The sequence below is a fragment of the Thauera sp. SWB20 genome (genome assembly GCF_000831325.1).
GTDB classification, from domain to species: Bacteria; Pseudomonadota; Gammaproteobacteria; order Burkholderiales; family Rhodocyclaceae; genus Thauera; species Thauera aminoaromatica.
In genome coordinates, this window is the sequence record NZ_JTDM01000014.1 from 229,513 (window position 1) to 246,588 (window position 17,076).

Below are 17,076 nucleotides of genomic sequence, written 5' to 3' on the forward strand. Positions count from 1 at the left end.
GGTGTCAGTGCTCCCAGGCCGCGGTGTAGAACTTGCCGGAATGCTTGTCGAGCGCGGCGCGCACCGCCGGCGAGGTCTGGTAGATGCGCACGAACTTCTGCAGGCGCGGGTCATCCTTCCCTTCCGGACGGGTGACGAACTGCAGCGCATACACCTTCTGGTCCTGGCCGTCGAAGATCAGCGCCTTGGCCGGGTCGATCGTGCCGGCCAGCTTCAGGTAATGCGGCATGCCCTGCGCCAGGTCGAAGTCATCGAGCGCGCGCGCCAGTTGCACCGCTTCGAGTTCGATGATCCTGAGCTTCTTCGGGTTGTCGACGATGTCGGCCTGGGTGGTCTTGTAGCCGGTGCCCGGCTTGAGCCTGATCAGCCCGGCCTTCTCCAGCAGTTGCAGGCCGCGCGCGCCATTGACCGCGTCGCCGGCGATCGCCACCTTGGCGCCCACCGGGATGTCGGCCAGCGCGTTGTGCTTCTTCGAGTACAGGCCGACGTTGTTGATGATGCCGATCGCGGCCGGCACCAGGTTGAAGCCGCCCGCCTTGTTGGCGTTCTCGAGGAAGGGGATGTGCTGGAAGTAGTTGGCGTCGATGTCGCCCTTGGCGACCGTGAGGTTGGGCGTGTTCCAGTCGGTGAACTCGACCAGCTCGACCTTCACGCCCTGTGCGGCGGCTTCCTGCACCGCGACCTCTAGCAGCGTGATGCAAAAGCCGGCGGTACCGCGCCAGCACTGAGGTTCAGGTCGAGTTTCATCGTGACATCGCTTTCCGGAATCGCCTTCGCTCCGCGTTCGAATTGTCTTCGTGGCCGCAAGGGCGACCGCGAAGGCCCGTTTGTGCGCCTGTGCTCATGCCTTCACCTCCGAAACGCTCAATTTCGCGATTCGAAGCAGGTTGTATGCGGCACCGGAAATGAAGGCCGCCATCTGGGTCTTCGCCTGGCCGATGAAACGGGACTTTCGCAATCCGCCGACCGTTTTCAACCAACCGAAGATCTCCTCGACGCGCTTTCGCTTTCGTTGGCTGACCCGGTAGCCCTCGGTTCGGGTGGTTCGCCCATCCAGGCCGGGCGTCTTCCGATCCTTGATGCGCGCGATGTGCGGTCGCACCGCGTGCTCGCGCAGGTGCCCGACAAATTCCTTCACGTGATAGCCCTTGTCGGCGGCGAGCGTCTTGGGGTGAATGTGCCGTCGTCGTGCGCGAGTGAGCAACTGCCGCGCGGCACGGTGCTCGGCCTGGGTCGATTCCGTGATGAGGATATCGACGCACAGCCCATTGCGGTTCTCCATGAGCACATGCCCGCCATAGCTGAGCTTGGCCGGCTGGCCGTTGCCCTTGCGCATGAGTCGAGACTCGGGATCGGTCGTGCTTTGATGTGTGGCGTTCGAGCGCTTCTCGCCCTTGAAGTCGACCATCCCGGTGCCGTCATCACCGTCCTTGGGCGGGGTGCCATCCTTGGGCTTAAAACTCTTGAACGAAGCCCAGGCATCGATCAGCGTGCCGTCGACCGTGAAGTGGTCCGAGGACAGCAGCTTCTGCTTGCGGGCCAGATTGACGACCTCATCGAAGAAGCGTCGGGCCACGTCGGTGGCGACCAAGCGCTCGCGCAGGCGGCTGAAGTTCGACTGGTCCAGCGTCGGGCTCTCGAGATCCATGTCGAGGAACCAGCGGAACAGGATGTTGTAGTCGAGTTGTTCGCAGAACTGCCGGTCCGAGCGAACCGAATACAGCGCAATCAGCAATTGCGCCTTGAGCAGTCGCTCTGGCGGAATCGATGGGCGACCAGTCGAGGAGTACAGCGCGTCCAACTCCCCAGAAATTGCGCCCAGGGCACGGTCGGCCAAACGCTTCACCCGTCGGAGCGGATGATCCGCCGGCACACGCGACTCCGGCGAGAAGTAGTGGAACATCGAGGACTGGGGGTCGAGTTGGCCGCGCATCGTTGCAGGACAAGGAGTCTGGAGATACGTCTATGACAGGCAGCTTTTCGGATCGTTCACAGCCTTTTGCATCACGCTGCTAGCTACGCTATCGACGCCGCCCGTCGCTCAGTCCTCCGGAAGATTGTGGCCGGCATCTCTCAGGGTCTGGGCCCAGCGTCGGATTGTTGCGCGCAGCCTTCGTTGCTGCTGTCCGTCGAGGGGCAGGGTCGGCACCAGCGCCAGTACCTGCGCCGGCGTGGCGTAGCCGTGCTTGAAAAGTGCCATGCAAAATTCGCGATCCTTCTCGCGGCCAGCGCTCGCCTTGGCGAGAAAGAGGTCGAGAACATCAAGGCAATAGCCCACACGGTCATTGGTATTGCCGTTTTGGACTCGATGCACGCGGTGCATCCAGTCCTTTGGCAAGGTGGCAGTATCCGGGCCTACGCCCTGCGCGTAGTAGCCATAGGTCTGGTGAAATTGGGAGCCTTCGCCGATGGCGCCATCGATCTTGTCTGCGAGTTCAGGGGCTTGGAGGGGGTAGATGTCCGCCTCCATTGAGACGGTGAACTCCGCTTCGGGGTTGGGCACCGGACCCAGCATTGATTGGCTTCCGACAATCACGAACTCGTACTGGTCCGTAATGTCGGCGCTGGCGCGGATGATGTGTTCGAGCTCTTCGCGGGTCATGCGCGCTTCTCCTCGCTTGCGTCCGCATCCGGCGGCGTGCTGGCGATCAGAACCCCCTTCTTGAGCTCGCTCAGTTGCTGAAGGATGCGCTGGCGAACGTCCTCCGGAAGGATGGTGACGAGTGGCGAGGCCTGTCGTAGTTGCTGGGCATGCCGTGTGCGGCCGAGCACTTTGCGCCAGGCACCCGCTTCGAGGATGCGCCGCCATTCGAGCCATAGGCTTGCCGAGCGCGGGTCGCCCGTGGTGAGCCAGCGGGTTACGGTATCCAGCGCACGTTGCACCAGGGCGGGATCGGCCTTGGCCCGTCGCACGGCCTCCTCGTGGAGTGCGAGGCTCTGCAGGTCTTGATGCCGATGCCTTGTGTCGTCGGTCGAGATGTGTACCTGCACGACCGGCGCTGCCCGCCGCGATCGCGCCGCCGCGGAGTCCGCTGGCGCCGGCTGGAGGGTGTCTCCGGCCAGCAATGCCAGCTCGCCGCTGACCCCAAGGACAGACATGACGCGCAGGTAGGTGCCGATGGACGGCCCCGGATCGCCAGACTCGACCGCGCGGAGCGTGTTGCGGGTGATCCCCGCGCGCGCAGCCATCTCGACCGTGCCAAGCCGCTGTGCCTTGCGCAGACGCTTGAGCCGGTCACCCAACTGCAGAAGCAGCTGGCGTTCCATGATGATGTTTATTTCTGACGTGGTCATTTGCTCAGTATTTTAACCAAAAACGCGTTATTTGGTCGTTTCAATGCTCATTTTATCGTGCGCAGCTGCCTGCTGGCCAGGGTCGTGGCCCTGCGGCACAAACCGCGAAAGCGGCGGTTGGGGTGCGTCGGCGACGGCGGTTGCTGGACCGCCCTGTTCGCGGCTGCCGCCCCTCCTACAGTGGGTGCCAGGCGTGGTCGGATTTTTGTAGGAGCGCCGGCAGGCGCGATCTTGGGCGGTTTGGGCGCGCGGCGGCGGGCGTGGTGCGTGCGAGGCGGCTGTGATCGCGGCTGGCGCCGCTCCTACAGGGGGCTGCGGGCGCTGCACTTCATCCTCGGGAATTTCGGATCACTGACGGCAGCGCTACGGTCGGCCCTCGTAAAGGCGCAGCAGCCGATCCAATTCAGGGAGCCGCGTCCTCGCTGACTCGAGCACCGCTTTCGAAAAGGCTGCTCCGTAGCTGGTCCGCTCGGTCAAATCGAGGTCAAGCAGTTGCTTGATGAGCTTCTTACACGCGTCGGACTTCTCCGGCGGACGTTTCCCAAGAATCGACAGCAGCAGCCCTTCTAGGCAAGGGCTCGAGCCGACCATTTCGATCGCGGCCTTGCGTGCTTCCACATGTCCCCTCACAGCTTCGGAACGGCGCCGTAGGCACCTGCCATGGAGTCCGCTGTGAGCCAGAGCCCTCAGTCGCGCGACAGTGCGCTTGGCCCTGACACAGTGCAATTGGAGGAGACCGATCTGCCACCACCCGCCAACGAGCCACTCGCATATGGCTGCTTGGTCGTGGGTCGCGACACACATGTAACAGGCTCACTCTCGGTCCCGGGAACGCTGCGCGTTGAAGGACGGGTAGACGGGGAAATTGAGGCCGCCGAGATCATCGTGCTCAGCGGCGGAACCGTGGTCGGCAATGTTTCGTGTGAAATGGGAACGATCCATGGGACGCTGAGCGGCACGCTGTGGTGTAGCGATAAGCTGGTCATAAGGGCCGGCGCCACGTTAGAGGGGGATCTGACCTATCACAAGGACTTTCGCGCTGAGGCGGGGGCTCTTCTGAACTGCAACCTGCTTTATCGCAATGAGCCGGCACCCGCACCTATTCACAGAGCGGTGACATTCGACAGGGAAGAAATCCGCTATGTAGAGGAGCACACGCAGCAGCGGACGTCACTCATGACCCGATTGTTTGGAACAGAAAAACATCCGCGGGGCTAGGGCTCGCCCGGTTACCTCGCCAACAAAATCCACTCGGCGTGAAGCAATTCAAGGCCCAGAAACTCCAGGGATTATTCATGACACAGGATCAGGACTGGGAAGCCGGTTCGCTCATCATTGGCGAGGGGGTTCGCCTAAATGGAAAAATCGATGCTCCGGGTAGTGTGCTTGTAAATGGTGCGATTGATGGCGATGTTGCTGCACAGGACATCAGGGTCGGCACCTCGGGGCGCATTAACGGAAGCCTTACCGCTCAGAACATTGACCTCGCTGGTAGTGCAGGTCAGACAATTGCAGCGGTCAAGCATCTGGTGATCCGCGCGGGCGCAACCGTGACCGGAAGCATCAAGTATCAAACCATCGAGATTGAGAGCGGAGCACGCATCGAAGGCACACTGGAGAGTAACGATCGTGTGGAACGCCCGAAGCCATCAGGCATCATGCGCAGCGCGGTCTCCTGAGACACGCTGTGCTCTCATTTCATCGCTGAGCACAGCTTTGCATGGAGGGCGAACTCGGTCACGAGCGCCACTTCCTTCAAACCGACGATCCGTAATCCAGAATTTTTCTCGACAAGGCGAGACATTCACCATGTTTCCTGAACATCGCGACCTCATCACTGAACTTAAGACGACCGACCGTCACTTCCTGCAACTCTTCGATCGCCATAACGAGCTCGACCAGCGGATCAAGAACATCGAGATGCACCTCGAGCACAGGACGCACGAAGAAGTCGAGACGATGAAGAAGGAGAAGCTCCGCCTGAAGGATCAGCTCTACGCCGTTCTGCAGCGAGCCGCCGCAGCCCGGACCATTGGGTCCTAGCCCTGCTTGGAGGGCTCTGGATCTGCAAGGTGCCCTATCGAGACGGACGATCGTGTCCCAAGGCGTGGTTTAAAAGGCATCAGAGTAGCATTCGAACTGCATCACTCGGATCTAGCAGCGTGATGCAAAAGGCTGTGAACGATCCGAAAAGCTGCCTGTCATAGACGTATCTCCAGACTCCTTGTCCTGCAACGATGCGCGGCCAACTCGACCCCCAGTCCTCGATGTTCCACTACTTCTCGCCGGAGTCGCGTGTGCCGGCGGATCATCCGCTCCGACGGGTGAAGCGTTTGGCCGACCGTGCCCTGGGCGCAATTTCTGGGGAGTTGGACGCGCTGTACTCCTCGACTGGTCGCCCATCGATTCCGCCAGAGCGACTGCTCAAGGCGCAATTGCTGATTGCGCTGTATTCGGTTCGCTCGGACCGGCAGTTCTGCGAACAACTCGACTACAACATCCTGTTCCGCTGGTTCCTCGACATGGATCTCGAGAGCCCGACGCTGGACCAGTCGAACTTCAGCCGCCTGCGCGAGCGCTTGGTCGCCACCGACGTGGCCCGACGCTTCTTCGATGAGGTCGTCAATCTGGCCCGCAAGCAGAAGCTGCTGTCCTCGGACCACTTCACGGTCGACGGCACGCTGATCGATGCCTGGGCTTCGTTCAAGAGTTTTAAGCCCAAGGATGGCACCCCGCCCAAGGACGGTGATGACGGCACCGGGATGGTCGACTTCAAGGGCGAGAAGCGCTCGAACGCCACACATCAAAGCACGACCGATCCCGAGTCTCGACTCATGCGCAAGGGCAACGGCCAGCCGGCCAAGCTCAGCTATGGCGGGCATGTGCTCATGGAGAACCGCAATGGGCTGTGCGTCGATATCCTCATCACGGAATCGACCCAGGCCGAGCACCGTGCCGCGCGGCAGTTGCTCACTCGCGCACGACGACGGCACATTCACCCCAAGACGCTCGCCGCCGACAAGGGCTATCACGTGAAGGAATTTGTCGGGCACCTGCGCGAGCACGCGGTGCGACCGCACATCGCGCGCATCAAGGATCGGAAGACGCCCGGCCTGGATGGGCGAACCACCCGAACCGAGGGCTACCGGGTCAGCCAACGAAAGCGAAAGCGCGTCGAGGAGATCTTCGGTTGGTTGAAAACGGTCGGCGGATTGCGAAAGTCCCGTTTCATCGGCCAGGCGAAGACCCAGATGGCGGCCTTCATTTCCGGTGCCGCATACAACCTGCTTCGAATCGCGAAATTGAGCGTTTCGGAGGTGAAGGCATGAGCACAGGCGCACAAACGGGCCTTCGCGGTCGCCCTTGCGGCCACGAAGACAATTCGAACGCGGAGCGAAGGCGATTCCGGAAAGCGATGTCACGATGAAACTCGACCTGAACCTCAGTGCTGGCGCGGTACCGCCGGCTTTTGCATCACGCTGCTAGTCCCGAAAACTTGCCAGTCTTATCACGCCCCCCCCTTGGCGCCTAATTAAACCGGATAGCTTTCGCACGCCACGAGTCAAGACAGGTTAGTCGCCCCCGATAGGCCCGTATGGTCTTGGTTGTCGAGGGTTTGACGAACGGCCTTCTGCAGGGACAATAGCGTTCCTGTTCCGATTGCCATAGGATATGCCATGACCCTGTCCTCCAGCTGGCATGCCTATGACCATTATGGCCTCGCTTTAATCGCGGTTGTCGGCACGCTGATCGCCACTGTCAGTATTCAGTGGTTCATCCAAGCTTCGCGCTGGCGCGAGTGGGCGATGTTGTTCCAGGGTGTGGCTCCGCCCTTCATCAACATCATTGGGGTGCTTTTCGGCTTGACCCTTGCCTTTCTGGCCAACGATACGTGGAGCGCACACGACCGAGCAATGAATGCCGTCTATCGTGAGGCTGACGCGCTACGCAGCGTGGCGGCGCTCACGGACACCCTGCCTGCGCCCCTGCGCACCCGGGTCCGCGCTGCGCTCAGCAACTACGCAACGAGTTGCGTGGCCGAGTGGCCTTATCTGGCACAACGCCGACAGAACCCGGAAGTGCTTGCACACGCCGACGCCCTGCTGGTCCTGCTGGCCGGCCGCACAGTGGAGGAGGCCGCAGGGCGCAACGCCCAGGCGCTGATGCTGGCTCGGGCGAGCGACGCGCGCGCCGACCGCGACCTGCGCGTAGCCTTGAGCCAGACTCACGTCAATCCCCTCAAGTGGCTGGGCATGGCCTTCCTCGGCTTCATCACGCTGGTGTCGATCGCTGCGGTGCACCTCGAACGCCCGCGAGCGGCCTTCGCCGCGGTCCTGCTCTTTGCGCTCGCGGCAGCCCCCACCGCAGCCATCGTCCTGGTCCAGGGCAACCCATTCCAAGATCCCACCTCCGTCACACCCAAACCCCTAGAGGCGGTTTCCCAAGCTCTGAATATGATGGATTGAGCCTGACACCCGGTTGTCCAGTCCTGCCCCCGAGGGCAGGCTTCACTGTTTGCTCTGCATGGAGGGGCGGGTGAACGAACGTGCTCTAACTGAGCTCGCCACCATACAGGCCGATGAGCCGATAGACGTTGCGCTCGCTGATGCCGAGCGCAGCCGCGGTGCGCGCGCGGTTACCGCCGAAGCGCTCGAGCGTACGCAGGAAGTAGCTGCGCTCGAGATCCTTGAGCGTCGGCGGGTGCTCGAAACTGAAGTTGAGCACGCTCGCCCCCTCCAGCTCGGGCATGGAGACGTGATCGCGACGAATGACCGCTGCCTCGCGCGCCAGGATCACCGCGCGCTCGATCACGTTGCGAAGCTCACGGACGTTGCCTGGCCAGTCGTAGGCGGTCAGCGTGGCGATCGCGTCGCGCGCGAGCAGTTTCTTCTGCCCGCGGCAGAATTGAGTCAGGAAGTGCTCGGCGAGCAGGGCAATGTCCTCGCGACGGTCCCGCAGGGGTGGCGAGGTGAGCACGAAGCTGGAGAGACGGAAGAAGAGGTCGCTGCGAAAGCGCCCCTCGCGCACCATGAGCCCGAGGTTGCGGTGAGTGGCGACGATGAAGCGGACGTCGGCCCGAAGCGTCTTGGTGCCGCCTACACGGCGGAACGTGCCGCTCTCGAGGAGGCGTAGCAGGCGGGCCTGGTTGGCGAGGCTGACCTCGCCGATCTCGTCGAGGAACAGGGTGCCGCCTTCGGCGGCCTCGATCAGGCCCTTCTTCTGGCGGTCGGCGCCGGTAAATGCACCCTTCTCGTGGCCGAAGAGCTCGGACTCGAACAGGGTCTCGGACAAGGTCGTGGCGTCGACGGTCACCAGCTCGCGGTTCTTGCGCTCGCTGCGCTGATGGATCGCGCTGGCGACGACCTCCTTTCCGCTGCCCGATTCACCATGGATCAGCACGGTGGCGTTGGTCGGGGCGACCGCGTCGATGAGGCTCTCGAGCGCCAGGATCGCCGCCGAGTTTCCGATCAGCCCCGATCCCTGGCGTGCCGCCAGCTGACGCTTGTAGAGCGCATTCGAACGACGCATCTCGGCGTTGTCGAGGACGCGGGCGATGGTGAGTTCGAGTTCGGCGAGACTGACGGGCTTGGTCAGATAGTCGAGGGCGCCGGCGTGGATGACCGAGACCGCGCTGCGGATGCTGCCGTAGCCAGTAAGCACGATGACGGGATACTCGGCAGCGAGCTCGGGCACTGCGCGCTCGGGCGTGGTGTCGGGCAGCTTCATGTCGAGCAAGATGAGGTCAGGCTCGATCTCCTTGAGGCAGGCGCTCGCCTCGGCCCAGCTTGCAGCACCCGTGGTGTCGTAGCCCATGTCGGCGAGCTGGGCGGTCAGCAGGCCGCGGAAGCCGCGGTCGTCATCGATGACGAGGATGACCTTGCTGCGACTCATTCGAGCACCCGGGGCAGAGACACCCTGAAGCGCGCGCCCTCGCCCGGGCGGCTCTCGACCGCGATGCGGCCACCGTAATGGTCCACGATGCTGCGGCAGATGCTGAGCCCCAGCCCGGTTCCCGGTTCGCCATCCGCGCGCCGACTGAAGAAAGGCTCGAAGAGATGCGGAACGTCGTCTTCGGGGATGCCAACCCCGGTGTCCTCCACCTCGATCAGCACCTCGTCGCCGTTGATGCGGCTGCGCAGGGTCACCTGCCCGCCCGAGGGCATCGCATGGTGGGCGTTCTGCACGAGGTTGATCATCAGCATCCGCAGGTCGGCGTCGTCCGCCCACACCCGCGGAGCCGCCGTGTCGGCCTCGAGGACGTGCGCGATCTGGCGATTCTCCGCATCGTAGGCGAGCAGGCAGGAGGTGTCCGCAAGCACCGGATTGACATCCACCGGCTGAACACGAGCCTGGGGCGGGCGGGACAGCATCAGTAGCCGCTGGGTGACCTGCAGGCAGCGGTCAATCTCCTCATCCATCGTGCGCAGGTAGTCGTCGATGCGATCGTCGCGCTCGGGGCGTCCGCGCAAGCGGCGCTCCATCGCCTCGAGGCCGAGGCGCAGCGAACCGAGCGGGTTGTGGATCTCGTGCGCAATGCCGGCTGCGAGCAAGCCGAGTTCGGTCATCCTGTGCTCCTGCGAGATGCTTGCCACGCGGCTGACATCGCGGACCGATTCGACGATGTAGCGCTCGCGCCCACCCTCCGTCTCGACATCGATGAGGCCGGCGTGTACCTCGACCGCGAACTCCTCGCCGCTCGCACGCCGATGACGGTGGTGGCACTTCAGGACCTGGCCATGCGCCTGCAGCTCGGCAACAGGGCACCGCACCATCGTGGGCGGACAGGGGCTGCTGCGGCCGTGACTGGAGATGTAACAGGGCTGGCCCTCCATCGCGGACAAGCCGAGTTGCTCGCCGAACGCCCGGTTTGCGCTAACCACGATGAAGTCGGACTTGCGGATGACGCGCAGCCCGTCCGGCAGGCCATCGATGAGGTCCTGCAGATATTTGCGGTGCGCGGCGTGGCGGCCGAGTTCGCGCTGGAGCGCGTCGGCCATCGTATTGAAGCGCTGTGCGCTGCGCCCGATCTCGTCGAGGTGGGCGACCTCGACGCGCGCACTCAGATCGCCAGCGGCGAGCGCGCCTGCGGCGCGATCGAGGTGCGCAAGCGGGTTGAGCACCCGTCTGCGCAACAACCACCATACCGCCATGATCGTGAGCACGATGACCAGCCCGCCCGCAGCCGCGAACAGGGCGGCGCTCGCAAGCGCCTGCTGGCGCACCGGGGTGGCGTCGTAGTCGATCACGAGGACGCCGTTGATCGGCGAGGACGACACCGGGCCATGGCACGGCACGCACTCTGTACGGTTGGGCACCGGATTGATCGAACGCAGCACTTCCTCACCCTCGATGCCATGCTCGAACCGGCTCGTGGCCATTCCGCCCGCTGTCGACGCCACGAGCCCGGGTAGCTGCATTCCGAGCCGGACCGGGTTGGAGGCGAAGCGCACTTCACCATTGGGGGCGAGGACCAGGACGTCACGGATATCGCGCAGCGCACCCAGGCTGGAGACGATCTCGCGCAGGCCCTCGACGTCGCGCTTGAGCATCGCGTTTTCCCAGGTGGTCGCGAGCATCCGGTTCAGGTTGAGCGAGGCATCGGCGCGCGTCGCCTTGAGTTGATCGAGGTAAAGCGCGACGAAGACCGTCGCGAACGCGACCGAGGCGGCGCTCGCAACAATCAGGATTCTCCAGAGCATCTGGCGCGCCAGGCTGTCCTGGCGGGCCGCAACGACACGTATCGGCACTCGCAAGCTTCCGTTCGGGCTCAGTGCTGCACGTCGTTCGCATCGGCATGCGCTTCCGCCAGCTCGGCATGCGCCATGGGTGGAACGTCGATGCAGGCTCGCAGGCTCGCGCACCAGGTCGCGGTGAGCACCGCGAGTGCAGCATAGAAAGAGGCGCCCGTCCGCGCGTGCACCGCACGCGCGAAGTCGTGGATCCAGCGCAACAGGTGCTGGTCGAGGAAGCTGGCGAGCTGTTTCCAGTCCTCTTCGCCCCGCGCCGCCGAGAGCAGCCTTGCGACGAAGCCGAGCTGATGGGTCACGTGGTCTTCCGGACGCTTGCGCCAGTCCTTGACACGCAGCCCCGCCTCGGCATAGCGCTGGCGTAGCTCGAACATCGGCCCTTGGTAGAGCAGATGGTCCTGATCGAGCCAGTAGGATTCGCACGGCGACAGCCGGTACGCGCCGGTGAGATAGATCGCGGCGAACTCCGCGGCGAGCTCATCCAGCGCGGCTGCGTCCGGTTGCACCGGGATCTCGCGCAGCGCAGCAGACAGTGCGCGCCATGCCTCCCTGGCCATCGCATCGCCGGGCAGCAGCGCGAGATTGGCCGGAAAGCCGACCGCACGCAGGCTCTCGAGCACGGCCGCGTCGAGCTCGCTGGCATGCAGGAAACTCAGCATGTCGGCGTCGGCGGCGAGCGCTTGCGCCGCCTCCTGCCCTGGCCAGCGCGCGTGCTCACTCATCTACGCGACCTCGGCGATGTGGCACGAAAACGATCGATGGGTCGGTGAGCGCGGGGTTCGCCATGTCCTTGACCTGTCCAGTGACCCTGTCTCCCGGGCCGACCGCGGTCGTCGGGTACGTCCCCGCCCGCAGCGCGTCGATCGGACCGATATCCAGTACCCGCATCATACAGGCCATCACACAGTAAGGCTTACGCCCGGCCTCGAGCTCGTCGATGCACATGTTGCATTTCTTCACGATGTGCTCGGTCGGGTCCCACTGCGGCGCGCCGTAGGGGCAGGCCGCCTCGCAGCGCCGACACCCGATGCAGAGGGTGGAGTCGATGTCGACGACGCCGTTGTCGGCCCGCTTCCAGATCGCACCGGTCGGGCAGGTGGGCAGGCAGGCAGGATCGGCGCAATGGTTGCAGCTCATGTTCACCTTGTAGGCAAACACGTCGGGGTAATGGCCGCCTTCGACATACATCACGCGCCGGAAGCGCGGCCCGGGGGCGAGACCGTTCTTGTCCTTGCAGGCGATCTCGCAGGCGCGACAACCGATGCAGTCGACGTTGTTATGCACGAAGCCCAGCTGTACCGCTGGCTTGACGGGTCTGTAGGTCTGGGCCGCCTGGCGTTCGAGGGCCGAGCGGACTTCGTCCATATCGAGCTTCTTGCTCATGAGCGCATCCTCAATAGTCGCGTCGGAAAACGATCGAGCGCGCGGTAGCGAGCGAATCCCAGCCTGGGCGATGCTCCAGCGTCGTCTTCTTCACGTCGGCCAGCACGGTGTTGTAGGCGAATGCCCCGGCAGGCGAGGGTTGGTCGTCGGTCAGAAAATCCGGGTTACCCGCGCGATCGACGCCCTTGTCGTCGAGATCCATCCACGCGCCCTCATGCAGCACGAGGACGCCCGGCATGCAGCGTTCGGTCACATAGGCCGGCACCACCACCTTGCCGCGTTCGTTCCACACCTCCACTACGTCACCGGTGCGGATGCCGAGCCGCTCCGCATCGCGCGCTGCGATGGTGACCTCTTGCTGGTAGGTCTCCCGCAGCCAGGGAATGTTGTTGAAGATGCTGTGGGTGCGCCAGCGCGGGTGCGGAGAGATCAGGTGAAAGGGATGCTTCGCGGCCTTGCCGGTATCGCCCAGCCACTCGAAGGGCTCGATCCACTTCGGGATCGCCGGGATCGGGTAACCGTACTGGGTCTTGGTCCAGTCGCTGACCTGGGCCAGCGTGGTGGAGAAGATCTCGATCCGCCCCGACGGGGTGTTGAACGGCACCCCTTTTTCGATCTGGTCGCGGAACGCTACGTGCGGTTGCGCGAATTCGAACTTGTATACCCCGCGCTGCTTGAATTCTTCCCAGCTCATCGTGACCCCTTGGTGCGATTGCACCCGGTGCCACCAGTCCACCAGATAGGCCTCGTCTACCGGATCGTCGTTCTCGAAGTAGCTGCGGTCGGCCTTGGGGTTGTAGCGCTTGCCGAAACCTGACAGTCGGGCCGGGTCGAGGGCCTCGAGGCGATAGGCGAGCTCGGTGAAGATCTGGAAGTCGCTCTTGGACTCGCCGAGCGGGGCGATGACCTTGGGCCGATGGATGTAGTAGTGCCCCTTGTACCAAGGCAAGGCGACATCGTGGCGTTCGAAGTGCGTGGCCACCGGCAGCAGGATGTCGGCCCACAGCCCCGAGGGCGTGATCGTGGAGTCGGCGCATACCACCAGCTCGAGCTTGCGGATGGCTTCGATTTCCTTGTTGATGTTGGTCAGCTGATTGAACCAGTCCGAGCCATGCCACCAGATCGCCTTGATGTTCGGGATGACGCCGTCGAACTGGTCAGCGCGCGGCCACAGGCCGATCTCCTCGCGCCGCACGTCGGGGTAGTTGAGTACGCAATGCGCCCAGCGGTCGGACTTGATGGAAGCCGACCACACGTTGGCGTACTCGTCATAGGGGTAGGCCACCGCTTCCGCGTGCCAGCCCTTGCCGACGCCTTCCGCACAGCCGCCGAGGATGCCGATGTTGCCGGTCATTGCCTGCAGGGCCGCCGCCATGCGGTTGTACTGCTCGCCGTAGGCGTTGCGCCCGGGTGACCACGAGGCCTTCAGCGCCGCCGGCTTGGTGCGGGCGTACATGTCGGCAAGCTTGCGGATGTCGTCTGCCGCCACGCCGCAGATCTCGGCAGCCCACTCCGGCGTCTTCGGCTGCCCGTCGTAGGTGCCGAGGATGTAGTCCTTGAAGTTCTCGTGCCCGCGCGCCCAGTCCGGCATCGTGCCCGCGTCCACGCCCAGGCAGAAACGGTTGATGAAGGCCTGGTCCTGCAGCTCATTGACAAAGGTGTAGTGCGCCATCGCGGCCAGCATCGCCGCGTCGGTATTGGGGCGGATGGGAATCCACCAGGCGTCATAGGCCGACGCCGAATCCGTGTACTGGGGGTCGACCACGACGAACTTGCAGCCGCGCTGCTTGGCCAGCCGCATGTAGTGGAACGTGTTGCCGCCGTGGAAGGTGTAGGCCGGGTTCCAGCCCCACATGATGATGAGCTTCGAGTGCGCGAAGGCGTCGTCCTCGTTGCCGTCCTCGATGGTGCCGAACGTGGTGCGGCTGGAGAAGGTTGTGCCCTGGTAGCTTGGCACGGACCAGGAGCTGGTTCGGCAACCGAACATCCCGAGGAAACGTGCCAGCAAGCCCTCGATCTGATCCGATTTGTGCAGGACACCGTAGGAGGCTCCGGCATAGGACTGGTCGAGGATGGCCGTCGGTCCGTAGGTGTCCTTCAGCTCGATCATCTTCTTGGCGATGCGGTCGAGCGCTTCGTCCCACGACACGCGCTTGAAGCGGCCCTCCCCGCGTTCGCCCACGCGCACCATCGGGTAGAGCAGGCGCTCGGCGGAGTAGAGCCGCGCGCGGTAGGAGCGTCCGCGCAAGCAGGCGCGCAGCTGCGGCACCGCCTCGGTCTCGAAACCAAAGGCGCCGCCTGCCTGGTAGCGGCCGTCATCGGACGACAGGCGAACGATCACGTCTCCTTTCTTGTGCGCGACCAGCATGTGGCGGGAGCCGCAGTTGTGCGCGCAGCTGGTCACCATGGTGGTGAGCTGGTCGTCGGTGTAGTAGGGCTCGTAAGCGAAGGCCGAAGCCTCCTTGCCCGTGCTTGCCAGTTCCACGAAGCTGCTGGCGGCGGCCGCGGCGGCGCCCGCCGCGGTGGTCTTGAGGAAGTCGCGGCGCGCCGGGTTGATCGGCGCGGCGAGTGTGTCCTTGTTCATGGCGAGTTCCCGTGCTGTCATTTGGCCGCTGGTTTGTCGATCAGGAAGCGTGCTTCCGACCGCGTCGGGCGATCCTTGGCCCATTCGGGCACCTCGTCCGCCATGCCGGGCCAGGCGTTACGTGCAAACGGATAGGCGATGCGGTACCAGGGCCTGCCGCCGTGACAGCCAAAGCACACATCACCGCCGGCCATGTGCTCGCGTCCGGCCTCGGCTGCGGCCTCGATCGCGGCGGGCTTGAGGTAATTGACCTGGTGCCGATTGGTACGGAAGGCCACGTGACAGGCGAGGCAGTCGTTCTGCATGTCGATGCGCACCTCGTGCCAAGGCCCGGGCAGCCCCATGATCGTGTAGTCGGTGGGCTGGCCATGACACTTCAGGCAGATTGCCTCGGTATTGACGGCCTTGCGCAGGGTGAAGTCGCCGCTTCCCTGCGCTGCGGTGTTCGCCGACGTGCCCGGGGCCTCGTCACGCGGGTCATGACCCTGATGGCAGGTCGTACATTTCAGATCCATCAGCTGCTTGGCCAGCGGCGTGACCAGGTGACGACGGTGGAAACTGTCCTGTTCGCCCTGGTAGGTGGAAACCTGTTGGTACCACGCTAGGCTGCCCTTGGCCGCGACACCGGCCGGACTCCGCGCCAGCGGCTTGTCCTCGAGGACGTCAGCATGGCAGGCGAGGCACTGTGCATCGGTGGCCGTCTCGATCGCCGGCTTGAAGTGCAGCGGGCTGTACGTTGCGCGCATGTGTTCGCCAGGCCGCTCGGCGGAGCCGCCGGGCTTGGCGGACTTCTTCGCCGCGGTCTTCTTTGGTGCAGCGGCATGCCAGCCGCGCAGATCGTAATAGCCGAGCATTCCCGGTTGGTCGAAGGGCGTGTACCAGGCCTCCTGATCGCGCATGACGGCCAGAGTGGCCGGTGCAGGCAGCACGATTCCGCGCTGCAGACGGGTCTTTGCCGCCTCGCTGGTCGTGTGCTGGTGGATCACTGGTGCGCCTGCTGGCCTGGCATCAGGTTGCAGGCCTGCAACGGGATAAGCCGGCGCGTCCGCCATCGCGGCGTTGATGCCAGCAAGAAGAAGGATCAAAACAGGAAGACGCATCTCCGGCACTCTCCAATAAGGGAGGAAGGGGGGCGGCCCCCTTCCCGTGCCCAGCTAGGGCAAACAGTCCCGCTTACTTCTTGGGTGCGTCGGCCGCCATGCCCGACATGCCACCCATGCCCGACATGCCACCCATACCGGACATGCCACCCATCCCCGACATGCCACCCATCCCCGACATGCCGCCCATGCCCGACATGCCGCCCATACCGGACATGCCCGACATGCCGCCCATGCCAGCCATACCGGCGGGGATGTTGATGATTACGGTCGTGCCGCCCATGCCGGACATGCCACCCATGCCGGACATGCCGCCCATGCCACCCATACCGGCCATGCCGCCCATGCCCGACATGCCGCCCATGCCACCCATGCCCGACATGCCGCCCATGCCACCCATACCCGACATGCCACCCATGCCACCCATACCCGACATGCCACCCATGCCCACCTCATGAGCCCGACACAGTGCGCACCGCATGCCCTGCCTGCATGAGGCGAAGACGGGAGCCACGGCCATGCGCAAGGGTCAGCGCGCTCGCGGCAACAGACGATCAGTTTTTTCTGCATGGCCGGATAGTCCAGTGAGTAAGAAAGTCGTAAACAGATTGATAGCTCTTGGGGCCGTTCTGGCCCAGGAGTTGCTGAGTGCTGATCACCTGCATCCTCGGATGCCAGGCAACAAGCAAGCATTCAATCAACGTTGATATGGGTATCGCCATGAAAAAACTGATCGTTGTTGCCGCGAGCGCGCTGACCCTTGCCATGGCCGGCTCCGTCTTCGCCCAGCAGCAGGGCATGGGTGGCATGTCGGGCATGGGTGGCATGGGTGGCATGTCGGGTATGGGTGGCATGGGTGGCATGTCGGGTATGGGTGGCATGGGCGGCATGTCGGGCATGGGTGGCATGGGCGGCATGTCGGGCATGGGCGGCATGGCCGGTATGGGTGGCATGGGCGGCATGTCCG

At 64.0% G+C, this 17,076-nt stretch carries 17 protein-coding genes and 1 pseudogene; 6 read left to right on the plus strand and 12 right to left on the minus strand.

Annotated features, from left to right (window positions below):
- Positions 1–4 precede the first annotated feature (4 nt).
- The 5 genes from PO78_RS06035 to PO78_RS06055 all read right to left on the minus strand — a co-directional run bounded on the left by PO78_RS06035 (position 5) and on the right by PO78_RS06055 (position 3,912).
- Complete coding sequence (locus PO78_RS06035; protein WP_331454276.1) at positions 5–790, minus strand: MetQ/NlpA family ABC transporter substrate-binding protein; 786 nt, start codon at positions 788–790, stop codon at positions 5–7.
- 51 nt (positions 791–841) lie between these two features.
- The gene (locus PO78_RS06040; RefSeq protein ID WP_043742724.1) at positions 842–1,933 is read right to left on the minus strand and encodes an IS5 family transposase; all 1,092 of its coding nucleotides are present in this window, start codon (positions 1,931–1,933) and stop codon (positions 842–844) included.
- Between the two features lie 108 nt (positions 1,934–2,041).
- Positions 2,042–2,602 carry a DUF6036 family nucleotidyltransferase gene (locus tag PO78_RS06045; protein WP_043742725.1) on the minus strand — a complete coding sequence of 187 codons (561 nt, stop codon included), beginning with the start codon at positions 2,600–2,602 and terminating at the stop codon, positions 2,042–2,044.
- A complete protein-coding gene (locus PO78_RS06050) occupies positions 2,599–3,267 on the minus strand; it encodes a helix-turn-helix transcriptional regulator (RefSeq protein ID WP_197068740.1) in 669 nt (222 codons plus the stop codon). The genes PO78_RS06045 and PO78_RS06050 overlap by 4 nt, the downstream gene beginning before the upstream one ends.
- A gap of 390 nt (positions 3,268–3,657) precedes the next feature.
- Positions 3,658–3,912 carry a hypothetical protein gene (locus tag PO78_RS06055; RefSeq protein ID WP_156147780.1) on the minus strand — a complete coding sequence of 85 codons (255 nt, stop codon included), beginning with the start codon at positions 3,910–3,912 and terminating at the stop codon, positions 3,658–3,660.
- A gap of 54 nt (positions 3,913–3,966) precedes the next feature.
- Here PO78_RS06055 and PO78_RS22175 point away from each other — a divergent pair, with 54 nt between their 5' ends.
- The 5 genes from PO78_RS22175 to PO78_RS06070 all read left to right on the plus strand — a co-directional run bounded on the left by PO78_RS22175 (position 3,967) and on the right by PO78_RS06070 (position 7,760).
- Positions 3,967–4,512 (plus strand): bactofilin family protein, encoded by a 546-nt coding sequence (locus tag PO78_RS22175; protein ID WP_197068741.1) that lies wholly within the window; start codon positions 3,967–3,969, stop codon positions 4,510–4,512.
- A gap of 38 nt (positions 4,513–4,550) precedes the next feature.
- Positions 4,551–4,973 (plus strand): bactofilin family protein, encoded by a 423-nt coding sequence (locus tag PO78_RS22180; RefSeq protein WP_231570634.1) that lies wholly within the window; start codon positions 4,551–4,553, stop codon positions 4,971–4,973.
- Between the two features lie 130 nt (positions 4,974–5,103).
- On the plus strand, positions 5,104–5,337 hold the full coding sequence (locus tag PO78_RS06060; protein WP_043742728.1) for a YdcH family protein: 234 nt from the start codon (positions 5,104–5,106) through the stop codon (positions 5,335–5,337).
- 194 nt (positions 5,338–5,531) lie between these two features.
- Positions 5,532–6,623, plus strand: coding sequence for an IS5 family transposase (locus PO78_RS06065; protein ID WP_043742724.1), 1,092 nt, complete (start codon positions 5,532–5,534; stop codon positions 6,621–6,623).
- Positions 6,624–6,971: 348 nt separating this feature from the next.
- Positions 6,972–7,760 (plus strand): bestrophin-like domain, encoded by a 789-nt coding sequence (locus PO78_RS06070; RefSeq protein WP_043742731.1) that lies wholly within the window; start codon positions 6,972–6,974, stop codon positions 7,758–7,760.
- An 85-nt stretch (positions 7,761–7,845) separates the two neighbouring features.
- Here the strand turns inward: PO78_RS06070 and PO78_RS06075 are convergent, their stop codons facing one another.
- The 7 genes from PO78_RS06075 to PO78_RS06110 form a co-directional block, all read right to left on the minus strand.
- Positions 7,846–9,186, minus strand: a complete 1,341-nt coding sequence (locus PO78_RS06075; RefSeq protein ID WP_043742733.1) for a sigma-54-dependent transcriptional regulator — start codon at positions 9,184–9,186, stop codon at positions 7,846–7,848.
- On the minus strand, positions 9,183–11,042 hold the full coding sequence (locus PO78_RS06080) for a sensor histidine kinase (RefSeq protein ID WP_043742736.1): 1,860 nt from the start codon (positions 11,040–11,042) through the stop codon (positions 9,183–9,185). Before PO78_RS06080 ends, PO78_RS06075 begins: the two co-directional genes overlap by 4 nt.
- A 20-nt stretch (positions 11,043–11,062) precedes the next feature.
- On the minus strand, positions 11,063–11,764 hold the full coding sequence (locus PO78_RS06085) for a TorD/DmsD family molecular chaperone (protein ID WP_043742738.1): 702 nt from the start codon (positions 11,762–11,764) through the stop codon (positions 11,063–11,065).
- Complete coding sequence (locus PO78_RS06090; RefSeq protein ID WP_043742740.1) at positions 11,757–12,425, minus strand: 4Fe-4S dicluster domain-containing protein; 669 nt, start codon at positions 12,423–12,425, stop codon at positions 11,757–11,759. Before PO78_RS06090 ends, PO78_RS06085 begins: the two co-directional genes overlap by 8 nt.
- Before the next feature lie 10 nt (positions 12,426–12,435).
- A complete protein-coding gene (locus PO78_RS06095; protein ID WP_082047696.1) occupies positions 12,436–15,009 on the minus strand; it encodes a molybdopterin-containing oxidoreductase family protein in 2,574 nt (857 codons plus the stop codon).
- Positions 15,010–15,026: 17 nt separating this feature from the next.
- Positions 15,027–16,118: a hypothetical protein gene (locus PO78_RS06100; protein ID WP_156147781.1), complete on the minus strand. Its 1,092-nt coding sequence runs from the start codon at positions 16,116–16,118 to the stop codon at positions 15,027–15,029.
- A gap of 64 nt (positions 16,119–16,182) precedes the next feature.
- Entirely contained in the window at positions 16,183–16,554 is a 372-nt protein-coding gene (locus tag PO78_RS06110) for a hypothetical protein (RefSeq protein ID WP_052484374.1), read from the minus strand.
- Between the two features lie 275 nt (positions 16,555–16,829).
- Between PO78_RS06110 and PO78_RS22185 the strand changes: the two are divergent.
- A pseudogene (locus PO78_RS22185) lies at positions 16,830–17,076 on the plus strand (hypothetical protein); the annotation flags it as partial.